This window comes from Vibrio sp. J383 (genome assembly GCF_023503985.1).
Lineage (GTDB): Bacteria > Pseudomonadota > Gammaproteobacteria > Enterobacterales > Vibrionaceae > Vibrio > Vibrio splendidus.
On sequence record NZ_CP097293.1, the window covers coordinates 577,444 to 591,607 of the forward strand.

The window sequence follows — 14,164 nt, forward strand, 5'->3', positions numbered from 1 at the left end:
TGTTTAAGTAACACCAAGTAATAACTGTAAACGCCAACCTTTCGGTTTAATGCCGTTCGGATAAGCATTATTGCTTGAACCTGAACGGATATTTAGCTGGGACAAAGAGGACTGAACGTGGAAACGTTCGGTCCTTTCTTTTATCTGGAAGAATGAAGTGACTCAAACTGTCTCTCATCCTTTTCAGTTTTACAGGTAGAGTTCCGTTTGGACTTAAAGCTAACCAACGTAATTGCGCATCAATAAGGTTAATTGCGGCTGTAAAACTGACCCTAGTCGCTCGAACCCCGGCTTCTGAAGCTATCTTAACCATCTCTAATCGCACTAAGTTATAGGCAAGTAATACGCCCCAAAGCTCTTGCTTCACACCGGCAGAAAAACGACTTCGTAAAGTGACGTGACTTTGCAGTTGAGTCTGTTTAATTTCACCATAACCTTCTTCTATCTCCCAGCGTTGCCAATAAATACGCAGCAGGCTTTCTAGCGAGTATCTACTAGGGTCTGTAAGTGAAGTAATAAAACCTTTTATCTCACCTTTTGGCTCTTGATATAGGACTAACCTGGCTTCCCAACGTGCGGGTAAATTCGGATTCTGCCGTTGAGCTTGAGGAGAGATGGGCATTGAGATGAGCATGTCGTTCTCCGCATATTTCTCCAACACTTCATAGCGTAGCTTACGTTTTGCAGGCATTAACCAGTGAGCATTTTCCGCACTCTCTTGCCACGACAACAAGAGGTCTGCCGAGAAATAACAACGATCAAATAAGGTCAATGAATGTGCGGGGATATCATTGAATAGACGCTTAGCTAAGGTCGTTTCACCGACATGACAGCCATCAAAAGCCGCCCCCATAATCATTCGAGTTTCTGTTGACATCAAAGCGACTAAACGAAGTTGAGGGTAAGGTTTCAATTTTTTAGAGATGAACCCAAATTCTTCAGCGTTCTCTGGGGAATCTTGGCACCTAAATGTTGTTCCATCCACAGCAAGAACATTAAGCTCTAAGTCTTTATCTTGTTGAAGGATATCTCCGTTCCAAGCCTTTACCGTTGTGTGAAACAGAGCCGCTAATGGACTCTCATCTAGACGTCGGCGTGAATCAGTTAGGACACTAGGTGCAACACGAGACCAGCTATCTTCAGGTTTAGGCTGAAGCGCAATGTCTAATGAACTGCATACCTCTTTGATAGACATGTTGCGTTGCAGCCCCATCCAAATAACTAACCAGACAGCTTGCTGAGCGGGAAGTCGGCGTCGTCTTATGCTCGCTTTATTGGTTTCAAGAAGAGCTTGTTCTATCCACTCAATCTGAATGGCGTCGACGACAGATTCATAATTGTCGGCATCTTCAATGGTCTCGTGTGCCATTGCTAATTCTTGTTCAAGCATAAAAAATCCCCATCAACGTTGTTGATGGGGATTATCGGCTAACTGCAAGATCGTTCAAGTCTTCTTAAACGATCGGCATTAAACCTTTCGGTTGGCGTTTTTTATGTCCGTTGATTTTACGGCAATAAAAAAGGCTGACGTATGTACGTCAGCCTTTCATTTTTTATTTACTGCGGTTGTCTCTATTCGAAACAGATCTCGATGAAGGCGTTACCCCACTGAGATGTGAAAGGCATGATGATAATAGCACCTTCACACTTATGACGAATGGTGTGGCCTTTACCTGATACGACGATTGGCGTTGCCATGTCGAAATCAAAGCCGCTTTCTGCAAGAATACGTTTTGCACCACCAGTCACCATATTAGTGATTTCACCCACCATATCGGTCACTTCTTCGTTCAAGCCATTTGGTCGTTCACCCAACATGTTTTCCATGATTTCTAGGGCAAGACCTTCATCAAAAGTGATCGACATTGAGCCACGAGATTGTGTGCCAACCATACCAATTAGGCCGGATACATCACCACGAGCGATCTCATCTTTCTTAACTCTTGGTTTTTGTGGCTTCAATTCAAGAGAAGCCATCGTTTTTAGTACATTCATCAAAGAAGCTAAAAACGGGTTTACAAATTCAGCGCGCATAATGTTCTTCTATAATCTTATTCTTTCATTTCGGAGGAGCAAGATTGGCAAATGCCATGCGATTCAATGACATGATTGGTCAATTGAAAGCCATGCTTCTCAGCGTTACTAGCGAGTAGAGTGACAAGCGCATCGTCTTGCAATTCTATCACAGTGCCACATTTATCGCAGATCAGTAGTTGGGAGAAATGTTTGTTTGCATTGCAAGAACAGCAACATATGAAGCTATTGGTTGATTCAACTCGGTGAATGAAACCTTGTTCCAACAAGAAATCCAAAGCACGATAAACTGTAGGAGGCTTGGCTTGCGGTTCACTGACTTTCAACTGCTCTAATAATTCATAAGCGCTAGAGGCTTTTTTATTAGAGAAAATGAGCTCAAACACTCGCTTTCTCTGAGGTGTTAATCTAACGCCTCGAGATGCGCATATCCCTTCAACTTGCTCTATTAATGTGTGGTCCAAATTTTTCACCATTCAATCGGACATCCCTATTCAAACCCTATTTCTAGGTTACTACGTTTTGGGAGCCAATGATTTCTATTAAAGTCAGGTACAGAGCGTATTGTGACCCACGACTTTGAATAAGACAAGGTAACTCAAAATGACAGTGTGACTCAAGGCATAACTGATTAATGAGGCTGAATTAGAGATCTGGTGAATATGTTTATAAAAAAATGTGCAATAAGGTGCTTTTAATAAAAAGCTCTCAATCGACATTAGCTTGTCATCCACTAAAAAGGGTTTAGCGTTACTTGGCGCGGGAGCTGCTTTGGTAGCTGGTCACCCTGAGCTTATCACCGCAAGCGTATCGGCAGACTGTGTTCAATTCGGTGGCATTATTGGCGCAAGTGCTCCAATAGTATTTGGCCTATGGGAAACCCTACGCAATGAGTTTAAGTAAATGGCAGAGTATCAAACAATAATAGTTGCCGTTGTTAGTGCCTTGTCTAGTGGTGTGGGGGTAGGCATTACACTGAAAACAGATGTGAAGTGGTTGCGCTTAATGATGGAAAAGATGGATGAGCGTTTGACTCGGTTGGAAAGCAAAAGCCCTCATTGAGAGGGCTTTTTTGATTCATAGCAATGAATGCAAATCTTTTGATTCATTAATCTGCTGATTATCTGTATTGTTTTGATTGGTTATTCTATTAATTGCTCATGGTTGGATTGAACATTGGTTTCAGACATTTACACTTCTATAAAAGCTTACCTATATGACAGGACTGCAAGTCCATTACTTGGTTCATTAGCAGTGTCCTTAGCTCTGTGGAATTTTAAAATACTAATGTTGTTTTTTTCGAATACTAACTATGCGGAGAAAGTCTGGGAGATAGATTATTTTTACTCTCAACCGTACTTTTTGGCTGATGGTTTTTCGTGGCTTACAAACTACTGGGTCTGTCTATACGTACTACCAGTGCTGACAACTGTTTTCTATATTTATGTTTTTCCTTGGTTTTCTCATAAGGTGTTTGAGTACAGTTATAACAAGCAAATAGATTTAAACAACAAAAAGAAAACGCTTCAAAAGTCTGAACTGATCGATGCTGACGATAAAGAAAAAATCATGCTGATGAATGAGCAGCTGAGGTTGGAAAACCGAGAGCTTATCGTAAAACATCGTATGGAAGTTGAAGAGCTTCAAGGGCAGGTTGATAAAGCATTGAAAGACAAAATAAGTGAAAGAGATGGTGCAGATGATTCTCAACAAGAGCTCTTCAATACCATTCGGAGTTTGGAGAAAAAAGTAGAAGAACTCGAAAATGATGACAATGTACTAGTACTCAACCCCGATGAAATTTCCGAGTCAATTATTGAAGACAAAGATGCTGAACCTAATAAAGATGAAGATCATAATCATGATGTGAGTTTCTATTTCGAAGCGGATGGATACACACAGAATCGATACAAAAGAATTCTCGAAGGATTGTATCTAGAAGACAGGCATAAGAGCGATTTTGGATTAAAAAGCGATGTATTTGATTCGGCAATGGTTCAACTATTACTTCATAAATTGGTTCAGAAGACTGACCAAGCAGGCAAGTACCGTATCACTGGTGAAGGTATTAGCTTTTACGCGAACCTTAACAAAATGAGAGTTGTGTAGGCAGACATCGTAGGTTGGTTACTTGGGGGAAATATTAGTAAAAGTAAAAGGCTCGCTACAGAGCCTTATTATGCAGTTTATGCGGAAACAATTGTGTATAAACCTGCCATAGAATGTTTAAGTTCCTATGACCTGTAACTTGGGCGACCTCTTCGATTGAGTAGCCCTTTTCAAATAACCCGCTAGCTCCCTCTCTTCGTAAGTCGTGATACCTCAAATCCTCAATACCTAATTCGTTTCGTACTCGCTGAAAGCCTGCATTAACACTTCGTGAGTTGTACGGGAAAATAAGTTCGTCTTTGTTCCTGAATGTTTTCGATTCCCTGTGTATAATCGCCCAATTATTTTTGACTACAATGTCCACTGTGAAGCGTGATTCACCGCTTTGAAGTGTTTTTTTTTTAATGCTAAATGATGCCTTCGTTTCGCTTCATCAATACGTACTATAGGCGTACTGAGTGGGTGAGCTTGCGGCAGAACTAGCGAGTTTCTGTATATATATGCAGTGTATAGATTTTGAGTAACGCTTTATGAAACCTGACAATACCAGTAAATACGCGGCTAACCGCTTATCCGTCGCTCCAATGCTCGATTGGACTGACCGCCACTGTCGTTACTTTCACCGTTTGCTTTCTCAGCAGACGCTTCTGTACACGGAAATGATAACAACGGGTGCGATCTTACATGGTAAGGGCGACTTTCTAGAATATAACGAGCAAGAACATCCTCTTGCACTTCAACTCGGTGGTTCAAACCCAGTTGATTTGGCGGCGTGTGCCAAGCTTGCTGGTGAGCGTGGCTATGATGAAATCAACCTTAATGTCGGTTGCCCTTCCGACCGAGTTCAGAATGGTCGCTTTGGTGCTTGCCTGATGGCTGAGCCTGAGCTGGTGGCAGATTGTGTGTCGGCGATGAAAGAGGTTACTGATATTCCAATTACCGTGAAAACGCGTATTGGTATCGACGACCAAGACTCTTATGAGTTCTTAACTAAGTTTGTTTCGACGGTTTCTGAAAAAGGCGGCTGTGAGCAATTTACTATTCACGCGCGTAAAGCGTGGTTGAGTGGTCTTAGCCCTAAAGAAAACCGTGAGATCCCACCGCTAGATTACGATCGTGCATACCAAATCAAGAAAGATTTCTCTGATCTTGTGATTGCCGTGAATGGTGGCGTGACTACTCTTGAGCAAACTAAAGAGCACTTGCAACACCTTGATGGAGTGATGATCGGTCGTGAGGCTTACCATAGCCCGTTTATCTTGGCTGAAGTCGATCAGCAGATCTTTGGTTTAGACACGCCAATTAAGAAGCGCTCACAAGTGGTTGAAGAAATGTACCCGTACATTGAGCGTGAGCTTTCAAATGGTGCAAGCTTAGGACACATCTCTCGTCATATGCTTGGTTTGTTCCAAAGTATGCCGGGTGCAAGACAATGGCGTCGTTACATCAGTGAAAACGCACATAAGAAAGGTGCAGGTATCGAAGTGATGCAGACAGCATTGGCTAAAATCCCTAAAGAGCTAAACGTATAACCTCCCTCGAGGTTAAAAGTTCGAGCTTAAAAGCCCAAGGTTAGAAACTTAAGGTTAAAAACCCAAGCTTAAAAACTTGAGCTTAAAAACCTAAGGCTAAATTCGCCACTAGAGGCTAAATTTACCATTGATAGTTTCTTTAAAAGCCACGCATTTAGATGTGTGGCTTTTTATTTGCTTGATAACTAAGGGTTTTATTGTTTTTACTAACTTGGTATGGAAGCTGCAATGTTAGAAAGTAGGAAAGATAGGTCATTAACTCATTAGGGAAACCATTATGTTTGAATTAATCTTTGTTCTTATTTTCGTCGCAACTCTGCTTGTCACTGGTATCACGTTTATGACGGTATTGGCTGCAACCGGAATCGCGTTAGCCGTCATGTTGGTCTTGGGTATGATGGGGGTTGTGTTTAAGTTGCTGCCTTGGTTAATTGTGATTGCATTGGGTATCTGGTTTTTCAAAAACTTTGTACACAGTTCTAACCAAAGACGTTACTAAGGTCATGGTGTCGTCAAATCTTTGATCGTCAGCGGTTTATCGTTTGAGAATTTAAGATGTGTGATAGAATTTTCCCCAATAATCTATGAATGTGCATACAATTAGCACAACGATATGGAATTGGAGCTATCTCAAATGAATAAAATGCCATTAATTGCTTTAGTGGGAATGCTATCTTTAAGCTCGGCAGTATCTGCTGAAGAAGAGTTTTCTTACACGGCTAAAGTCGGTGCCGATATGTGGTGGGGAAGTACAAAGCTAAACGAAGTTAGACAAGATGATGACTCTAACTCTCCTTCGTTGTATTTCGCATTTGAGCATAATGCCCCAATGCTACCAAACGCTAGTTTTCGCTATACTTCTGTCGATGCGGACTCATTGGCCTTCGATAAGTACGATTACACCTTCTACTACACGTTGTTAGATCACAAGCTGATGAACTTCGATGCGGGTGTGACGTTTACTCAGTATTCCAACTCGAATTACATCGAGCCAAAAACGGGTGGCGCTCAAACAAGCTTTGATGAATTCACTTGGAGCTTCTACGGCAACGCAGAGATCAACGTTCCTGACACCAATTTCGATATCATTGGTACGATGGAGTTCGGTGATAGCAGTGGTATTAAGAGCACGGATTTGATGGCGGGTGTTCAGTACCGAATTCCTGTAGCAGAAACTGAGATAGCACTGCGTGGTGGTTACCGCGTGATCGACCTTGATTCGGAAGAGTTCTTCTCTTCAGAGGTTGGCAAAGAGTTTGTCATGGTTGATGGCTGGTTTGCTGGCGCTGAAGTGCGCTTCTAGGCCATATAAAGCAAATTTAGAACGAATTTTGAGAACGCCACTTTATTAAGTGGCGTTTTTTTATATCTATTGGTTATATCCTTCTGGAATTAGTTAGCACATTCATCACTTTCGACCATCCTTTATACAGAGAGCTAATTAGCGTCTATTCTTATAAGGTCTATGTTGTGAGGTCAAAGCAAGGGATGGAATATGACACTCAATGAATTACGAAATTTATATAGAGAAAATCTGTTAGTTGAAGCGATCATAGAGCCCTCAATTCAAGAAGGGTCTTGGGTTGTGGAGTTTCGCCATATGGGAGGTGGCTTTGTTCTGCTTACTGATGTTCATGGTGAAGAGTGCCATTACGCGGATTTAGACCTAGCATCTAAGTCGGCAATGGCGGTTGGCTTTCAGCAAGTGCGTATTGAAAACCAGTAAGTCAATTTGCGTTTCAATCGGTTTTTACTTCCAAAAAGTTATAAAACATACTTTTCTATTCTTTCTTGTTATTAAAAGGAGTGGTTAATCTATCGTCACGCAATGATTAGGGATGTCGTGACCATGTCTTTAAATAAGAAAGAGTCTTCACAAAATAATAATGCACAGTCTGGGGCTAATGAGCTACCTGGGCTAGCAGCACCACTTAATGACCAACAATTGGGTCATCTGCAACACACTGTTTCTGAGTTATCTTCACAACAACTGGCATGGGTCAGTGGTTACCTTTGGGGAGTGAGCCAAGCTCAGCCTGTCGGTGCAGCTGCGCCAATCGCTCAAGCGGCTGCTGCAGTAGCGGCTAAACCTGCGGGTAAGCTCAGCATTATCTTCGCATCTCAAACAGGTAATGCTAAAGGCGTTGCTGAATCGCTTGAGGCAGAAGCTAAAGCCTTGGGTATTGCTGTCGAGCTTTTCGATGCAAGTGATTATAAAGGTAAGAACCTAGCCAAAGAGACACACGTCATTTTTGTGGCTTCAACCAATGGCGAGGGCGAAGCCCCTGATAACGCTATTGAGTTGCATGAATTCCTACAATCGAAGAAAGCGCCAAAATTATCAAACCTACAATACGGTGTGATTGGTTTAGGTGACTCAAGCTATGAGTTCTTCTGCCAAACGGCTAAAGACTTCGATAACTTCCTCGCTAAGCTTGGTGCTAAATCGTTTGTCGACCGTCTTGATTGTGATGTTGATTACGAAGAATCAGCAACGGAATGGCGCGCTAAAGCATTAGAGCAAGTAAAAGAGACGCTATCGACAGGTACTGAAGCCGATGTGGTTCAATTACCAGTAGGTCAAGCGGCTGCCGGTCATTCGCAATACACTAAACAAAATCCATACACCGCGACACTATTGACGAGCCAAAAGATCACCGGCCGTGATTCGGGCAAAGATGTTCGTCATATCGAGATTGATCTTGATGAGTCGGGTATAACTTACCAACCGGGTGATGCGCTAGGCGTATGGTTTGAAAACAGTTCAGAACTCGCAAATCAGATCCTTTCTAAGGTTGGGTTATCTGGTATCGAAAGTGTTGATGTCGATGGTGACAACTTATCTGTCCACAGCGCACTCGTCAGTAAATTCGAGATTACATCTTCAAACCCTCAACTTGTGACTAAGTTTGCTGAGCTTTCGGGCAGCAAGAAGTTAATCAAGCTGGTGGAAGATAAAGACAAGCTTCGTGAATACGCGGGTAATACTCAAGTTGTCGATGTTTTAGCTGAGAAGAAAACTAAGCTATCGGCTGATGAATTGATTGGTCTACTGCGTAAGCTGACACCGCGCCTCTATTCTATTGCATCAAGCCAAGCTGAAGTGGATGAAGAAGTTCACTTGACGGTTGGTTTGGTTGAATATCAAAAAGGCGAAGAGTCTCGTTTAGGCGGAGCTTCTAGCTTCTTAGCTCAACGTCTTGAGGAAGGTGGTGAAGTGAAGGTGTTTGTTGAGAACAACAATAACTTCAAACTACCACAAGACGACAATACACCAATCATCATGGTTGGCCCTGGTACTGGTATCGCACCGTTCCGCAGTTTTGTTCAAGAGCGTGAAAACAATGATGCTGAAGGCAAAAGCTGGCTGTTCTTTGGTGACCGAACTTTCACTCAAGATTTCTTATATCAAGTTGAATGGCAGAAGTACCTTAAGTCTGGTGCGCTAACCAAGCTTGATGTTGCCTTTAGTCGAGATCAAAAAGAAAAGGTTTATGTTCAAGATCGCTTAATCGAACAAGCAGCTCGGGTTTGGCAATGGCTTCAAGAGGGCGCGTACCTCTATGTATGTGGCGATGCGACTCGAATGGCGAAAGATGTTCATGAAGCGTTAGTTACAATTGCAGAAAAACATGGCAATCAGAGCCGCGAGCAAGCTGAACAATATATTAATGATTTACGTAAAGCGAAACGTTACCAAAGGGATGTGTACTAATGAGCAAGCAAGTAATAGAGCAAGAAGTGCTAGGTCAAGTACTGGGACCTTTGGCTGACAATGAACGTCTTAAGCGTGAAAGTAAAAATCTTCGCGGTACGATTGAACAAGATCTCCAAGATAGAATTACGGGTGGCTTTACTGCTGATAACTTTCAGTTGATCCGCTTTCACGGTATGTATCAACAAGACGACCGTGATATTCGTAACGAACGTACCAAGCAAAAGCTAGAACCTTTACATAATGTCATGCTGCGTGCGCGTATGCCTGGCGGGATCATCACTCCGAAGCAGTGGCTCGCGATTGATAAATTCGCAGATGAAAGTACCTCTTATGGTTCTATCCGTCTCACAACTCGTCAAACTTTCCAGTTTCACGGTGTGTTGAAGCCGAACATTAAGTTAATGCACCAAACACTAAACAGTATTGGTATTGATTCCATTGCAACTGCGGGTGACGTAAACCGCAATGTTTTGTGTACCACAAACCCGGTTGAGTCTGAGCTCCATCAAGAAGCCTACGAGTGGGCGAAAAAGATCAGTGAACATCTATTACCTAAGACTCGTGCTTATGCAGAAATCTGGTTAGATGGTGAAAAGCTAGCAACAACGGACGAAGAACCTATCTTAGGTAGCAACTACTTACCACGTAAGTTCAAGACGACGGTTGTAATTCCTCCACAAAATGACGTAGATGTTCATGCTAACGATCTTAACTTTATCGCGATTGCTAAAGACGGAAAGCTGGTGGGCTTTAACGTATTAGTGGGCGGTGGTCTTGCAATGACGCACGGCGATACTTCTACTTATGCACGTAAAGCTGACGACTTTGGTTTTGTGCCGTTAGAGAAAACGTTAGATGTAGCAGCGGCGGTGGTAACGACTCAGCGTGATTGGGGTAACCGTTCGAACCGTAAGAACGCCAAAACCAAATACACACTAGACCGTGTTGGTATTGATGTATTCAAAGCAGAAGTAGAAAAACGTGCAGGCGTTGAGTTTTCTGAAAGCCGTCCTTATGAGTTTACTGGCCGTGGCGATCGTATCGGTTGGGCGGAAGGCATTGATGGTAAGCACCACTTAGCGTTATTCATCGAAAATGGTCGTTTACTTGATTTCCCGGGTAAAGCTCTGAAAACAGGTGTTGCTGAAATAGCGAAGATCCACAAAGGTGACTTCCGTATGACAGCGAACCAAAACCTCATTGTTGCTGGTGTACCTAAGAGCCAAAAGACAAAAATTGAAAAGCTGGCACGTCAATACGGTCTGATGGATGATGCCGTTTCCGAGCAGCGTAAAAACTCAATGGCTTGTGTGGCATTCCCAACATGTCCTTTAGCAATGGCAGAAGCTGAGCGTTTTCTTCCTGAGTTTGTAACGGATGTTGAAGACATTCTGAAGAAACATGGATTACCAGAAGAAGATAACATCATCCTTCGTATCACGGGTTGTCCAAACGGTTGTGGTCGTGCAATGTTGGCTGAACTGGGGTTAGTCGGTAAGGCTCCGGGGCGTTACAACATGCACTTAGGTGGCAACAAAGCCGGAACTCGTATCCCGAAGATGTATAAAGAGAACATCACTTCAGCTCAGATCTTAGAAGAGATTGATTCGCTGGTGGGACGTTGGGCTACGGAACGTAACGACAATGAAGGGTTCGGTGATTTTACAATCCGAGCTGGCATCATCGAAGAGGTGATCATTTCAAAGAGGGATCTGCATGCATAATTCTGTCGCTTCAAAACTGAAGTTAGCAGAGCTACTCGCATTGACTAAGACGGAGCAAATACTTCGTCTTGGACAAATCAATGCTGAGTTAGAGCAGCTAACCGCATTAGAAAGAGTTAAGTGGGCACTCGAACATTTAGAAGGGACACATGTTGTGTCTTCTAGTTTCGGAATCCAAGCGGCGTTGATGCTGCACTTAGTGACTCAAGCAAAACCAGATATTCCGGTTATTCTTACGGACACTGGGTATCTATTCCCGGAAACGTATCAATTTATCGATGAGTTAAGTCAGAAGTTGACTCTAAACCTTCAAGTTTTTCGTTCTCAGCAGAGCCCTAATTGGCAAGAAGCGCAATATGGCAAACTTTGGGAGCAAGGTATAGAAGGGATAGAGAAGTACAACAAGCTTAATAAAGTTGAACCGATGAGAAGAGCGCTGGATGAACTCGAGGCTGGCACTTGGTTTTCTGGGTTGAGAAGAGAGCAATCTCAATCGCGTGCAAACTTGCCTATCTTATCTATCCAAAATGGTGTGTTTAAGTTCTTGCCAGTAATTGATTGGACAAATAAAGATGTTCATTATTACTTAGAAGAGCATGGTCTCAGTTACCACCCACTTCGCGAACAGGGGTACCTTTCTGTTGGAGATACTCATACGACTAAGAAATGGGAACCGGGTATGACTGAAGAAGAAACCCGTTTTAATGGTCTAAAACGAGAATGTGGTCTCCATGAAGACGATGGAGAGCAATATGGCTCTGGGATTTAGACTCATTGCCATTTAAAAAGCTGCCTCAAGGCAGCTTTTTTAGTTTCTAGGATGAAAATTAGAGCAATTGTGGATAAGTCTGTGGTTATTCTGTAAGTACTTTGTAGTTAAACTTGCATAAATAAGGCTTTGAGTGTTTATTCGTCATCTAACCGTTATTTTTACATTTTTCGGTAATAAACACTTGCCAATGTGAGGAACATCTCTATAATGCCGCCTCACTGACACGGTAGACGCCACAAGGCTTCAGCGAAGAATGTTAGTAAGGCAACTAGCTTTAAGCGATTATTCGCTTCTACTTTTTAAAAGTAGAAATTAATTTTCAAAAGTGTTTGACACTGAGAATTAAAACGCTAGAATGGCCGCCTCTTCCGAAGTGATGTAAGTCACAACGAAGAAAAGCTCTTTAACAATTTAAACCTATCAATCTGTGTGGGCACTCGTTGATGAATATCAAAACGTTTTATCTTCCCTTTTTATTAAGAGAAGTAAAACAGATTCCTCGGAATCAACTTTGGTTTCAATGAACTGAGTGACCAATACGAATAACTACTTTCTCTTGTAGAAAGAAAGTATTTGGCACAGTCAATTCATTATCTTTCTGTTGGAAAGATAATAGCTTTAGAATTACATGTTCATGTTTACATGAATATTAGTTTTGAAGTCAGTATTCATTGAGCCGACAAAATCTTAAATTGAAGAGTTTGATCATGGCTCAGATTGAACGCTGGCGGCAGGCCTAACACATGCAAGTCGAGCGGAAACGACACTAACAATCCTTCGGGTGCGTTAATGGGCGTCGAGCGGCGGACGGGTGAGTAATGCCTAGGAAATTGCCTTGATGTGGGGGATAACCATTGGAAACGATGGCTAATACCGCATAATGCCTACGGGCCAAAGAGGGGGACCTTCGGGCCTCTCGCGTCAAGATATGCCTAGGTGGGATTAGCTAGTTGGTGAGGTAATGGCTCACCAAGGCGACGATCCCTAGCTGGTCTGAGAGGATGATCAGCCACACTGGAACTGAGACACGGTCCAGACTCCTACGGGAGGCAGCAGTGGGGAATATTGCACAATGGGCGAAAGCCTGATGCAGCCATGCCGCGTGTATGAAGAAGGCCTTCGGGTTGTAAAGTACTTTCAGTTGTGAGGAAGGGTGTGTAGTTAATAGCTGCGCATCTTGACGTTAGCAACAGAAGAAGCACCGGCTAACTCCGTGCCAGCAGCCGCGGTAATACGGAGGGTGCGAGCGTTAATCGGAATTACTGGGCGTAAAGCGCATGCAGGTGGTTCATTAAGTCAGATGTGAAAGCCCGGGGCTCAACCTCGGAACTGCATTTGAAACTGGTGAACTAGAGTGCTGTAGAGGGGGGTAGAATTTCAGGTGTAGCGGTGAAATGCGTAGAGATCTGAAGGAATACCAGTGGCGAAGGCGGCCCCCTGGACAGACACTGACACTCAGATGCGAAAGCGTGGGGAGCAAACAGGATTAGATACCCTGGTAGTCCACGCCGTAAACGATGTCTACTTGGAGGTTGTGGCCTTGAGCCGTGGCTTTCGGAGCTAACGCGTTAAGTAGACCGCCTGGGGAGTACGGTCGCAAGATTAAAACTCAAATGAATTGACGGGGGCCCGCACAAGCGGTGGAGCATGTGGTTTAATTCGATGCAACGCGAAGAACCTTACCTACTCTTGACATCCAGAGAAGCCAGCGGAGACGCAGGTGTGCCTTCGGGAGCTCTGAGACAGGTGCTGCATGGCTGTCGTCAGCTCGTGTTGTGAAATGTTGGGTTAAGTCCCGCAACGAGCGCAACCCTTATCCTTGTTTGCCAGCGAGTAATGTCGGGAACTCCAGGGAGACTGCCGGTGATAAACCGGAGGAAGGTGGGGACGACGTCAAGTCATCATGGCCCTTACGAGTAGGGCTACACACGTGCTACAATGGCGCATACAGAGGGCAGCAAGCTAGCGATAGTGAGCGAATCCCAAAAAGTGCGTCGTAGTCCGGATTGGAGTCTGCAACTCGACTCCATGAAGTCGGAATCGCTAGTAATCGTGAATCAGAATGTCACGGTGAATACGTTCCCGGGCCTTGTACACACCGCCCGTCACACCATGGGAGTGGGCTGCAAAAGAAGTGGGTAGTTTAACCTTTCGGGGAGGACGCTCACCACTTTGTGGTTCATGACTGGGGTGAAGTCGTAACAAGGTAGCCCTAGGGGAACCTGGGGCTGGATCACCTCCTTATACGAAGATACTTACGATGAGTGTCCACACA

Annotated in this window: 13 protein-coding genes and 1 rRNA gene; 10 read left to right on the forward strand and 4 right to left on the reverse strand. The window is 43.6% G+C overall.

What is annotated here, in order from left to right:
- Positions 1 to 67: 67 nt before the first annotated feature.
- The 3 genes from M4S28_RS02725 to zur form a co-directional block, all read right to left on the reverse strand.
- Positions 68 to 1,390 (reverse strand): IS4-like element ISVbsp1 family transposase, encoded by a 1,323-nt coding sequence (locus tag M4S28_RS02725; protein WP_249632268.1) that lies wholly within the window; start codon positions 1,388 to 1,390, stop codon positions 68 to 70.
- Between the two features lie 182 nt (positions 1,391 to 1,572).
- Complete coding sequence (locus M4S28_RS02730) at positions 1,573 to 2,034, reverse strand: chemotaxis protein CheX (protein WP_004735847.1); 462 nt, start codon at positions 2,032 to 2,034, stop codon at positions 1,573 to 1,575.
- 17 nt (positions 2,035 to 2,051) lie between these two features.
- Positions 2,052 to 2,510, reverse strand: a complete 459-nt coding sequence (gene zur / locus M4S28_RS02735; protein WP_017078243.1) for a zinc uptake transcriptional repressor Zur — start codon at positions 2,508 to 2,510, stop codon at positions 2,052 to 2,054.
- 247 nt (positions 2,511 to 2,757) lie between these two features.
- On the opposite strand from zur, the gene M4S28_RS02740 reads away from it, so the two are divergent.
- Both M4S28_RS02740 and M4S28_RS02745 read left to right on the forward strand, forming a co-directional pair.
- The gene (locus M4S28_RS02740; protein WP_249632269.1) at positions 2,758 to 2,937 is read left to right on the forward strand and encodes a hypothetical protein; all 180 of its coding nucleotides are present in this window, start codon (positions 2,758 to 2,760) and stop codon (positions 2,935 to 2,937) included.
- 516 nt (positions 2,938 to 3,453) lie between these two features.
- A complete protein-coding gene (locus M4S28_RS02745; RefSeq protein WP_249632270.1) occupies positions 3,454 to 4,143 on the forward strand; it encodes a hypothetical protein in 690 nt (229 codons plus the stop codon).
- Positions 4,144 to 4,198: 55 nt separating this feature from the next.
- Here M4S28_RS02745 and M4S28_RS02750 read toward each other — a convergent pair whose 3' ends face one another.
- On the reverse strand, positions 4,199 to 4,507 hold the full coding sequence (locus M4S28_RS02750) for a tyrosine-type recombinase/integrase (protein ID WP_249632271.1): 309 nt from the start codon (positions 4,505 to 4,507) through the stop codon (positions 4,199 to 4,201).
- Between the two features lie 166 nt (positions 4,508 to 4,673).
- Between M4S28_RS02750 and dusA the strand changes: the two genes are divergently transcribed.
- The 8 genes from dusA (at position 4,674) to M4S28_RS02790 (ending at position 14,133) form a co-directional block, all read left to right on the forward strand.
- The gene (gene dusA, locus M4S28_RS02755; RefSeq protein WP_017080832.1) at positions 4,674 to 5,675 is read left to right on the forward strand and encodes a tRNA dihydrouridine(20/20a) synthase DusA; all 1,002 of its coding nucleotides are present in this window, start codon (positions 4,674 to 4,676) and stop codon (positions 5,673 to 5,675) included.
- Between the two features lie 277 nt (positions 5,676 to 5,952).
- Positions 5,953 to 6,174, forward strand: a complete 222-nt coding sequence (gene pspG / locus M4S28_RS02760; protein ID WP_010434219.1) for an envelope stress response protein PspG — start codon at positions 5,953 to 5,955, stop codon at positions 6,172 to 6,174.
- 135 nt (positions 6,175 to 6,309) lie between these two features.
- Positions 6,310 to 6,978, forward strand: coding sequence for a TIGR04219 family outer membrane beta-barrel protein (locus tag M4S28_RS02765; RefSeq protein ID WP_102441716.1), 669 nt, complete (start codon positions 6,310 to 6,312; stop codon positions 6,976 to 6,978).
- A 192-nt stretch (positions 6,979 to 7,170) separates the two neighbouring features.
- Positions 7,171 to 7,401, forward strand: a complete 231-nt coding sequence (locus tag M4S28_RS02770; RefSeq protein WP_004735813.1) for a hypothetical protein — start codon at positions 7,171 to 7,173, stop codon at positions 7,399 to 7,401.
- A 123-nt stretch (positions 7,402 to 7,524) separates the two neighbouring features.
- Complete coding sequence (locus M4S28_RS02775; protein ID WP_249632272.1) at positions 7,525 to 9,390, forward strand: assimilatory sulfite reductase (NADPH) flavoprotein subunit; 1,866 nt, start codon at positions 7,525 to 7,527, stop codon at positions 9,388 to 9,390.
- Positions 9,390 to 11,117 (forward strand): assimilatory sulfite reductase (NADPH) hemoprotein subunit, encoded by a 1,728-nt coding sequence (gene cysI / locus M4S28_RS02780; RefSeq protein ID WP_249632273.1) that lies wholly within the window; start codon positions 9,390 to 9,392, stop codon positions 11,115 to 11,117. The genes M4S28_RS02775 and cysI overlap by 1 nt, the downstream gene beginning before the upstream one ends.
- Complete coding sequence (locus M4S28_RS02785; RefSeq protein ID WP_017073463.1) at positions 11,110 to 11,886, forward strand: phosphoadenylyl-sulfate reductase; 777 nt, start codon at positions 11,110 to 11,112, stop codon at positions 11,884 to 11,886. The genes cysI and M4S28_RS02785 overlap by 8 nt, the downstream gene beginning before the upstream one ends.
- Positions 11,887 to 12,578: 692 nt before the next feature.
- Positions 12,579 to 14,133 (forward strand): 16S ribosomal RNA (locus tag M4S28_RS02790).
- Positions 14,134 to 14,164: the final 31 nt, after the last annotated feature.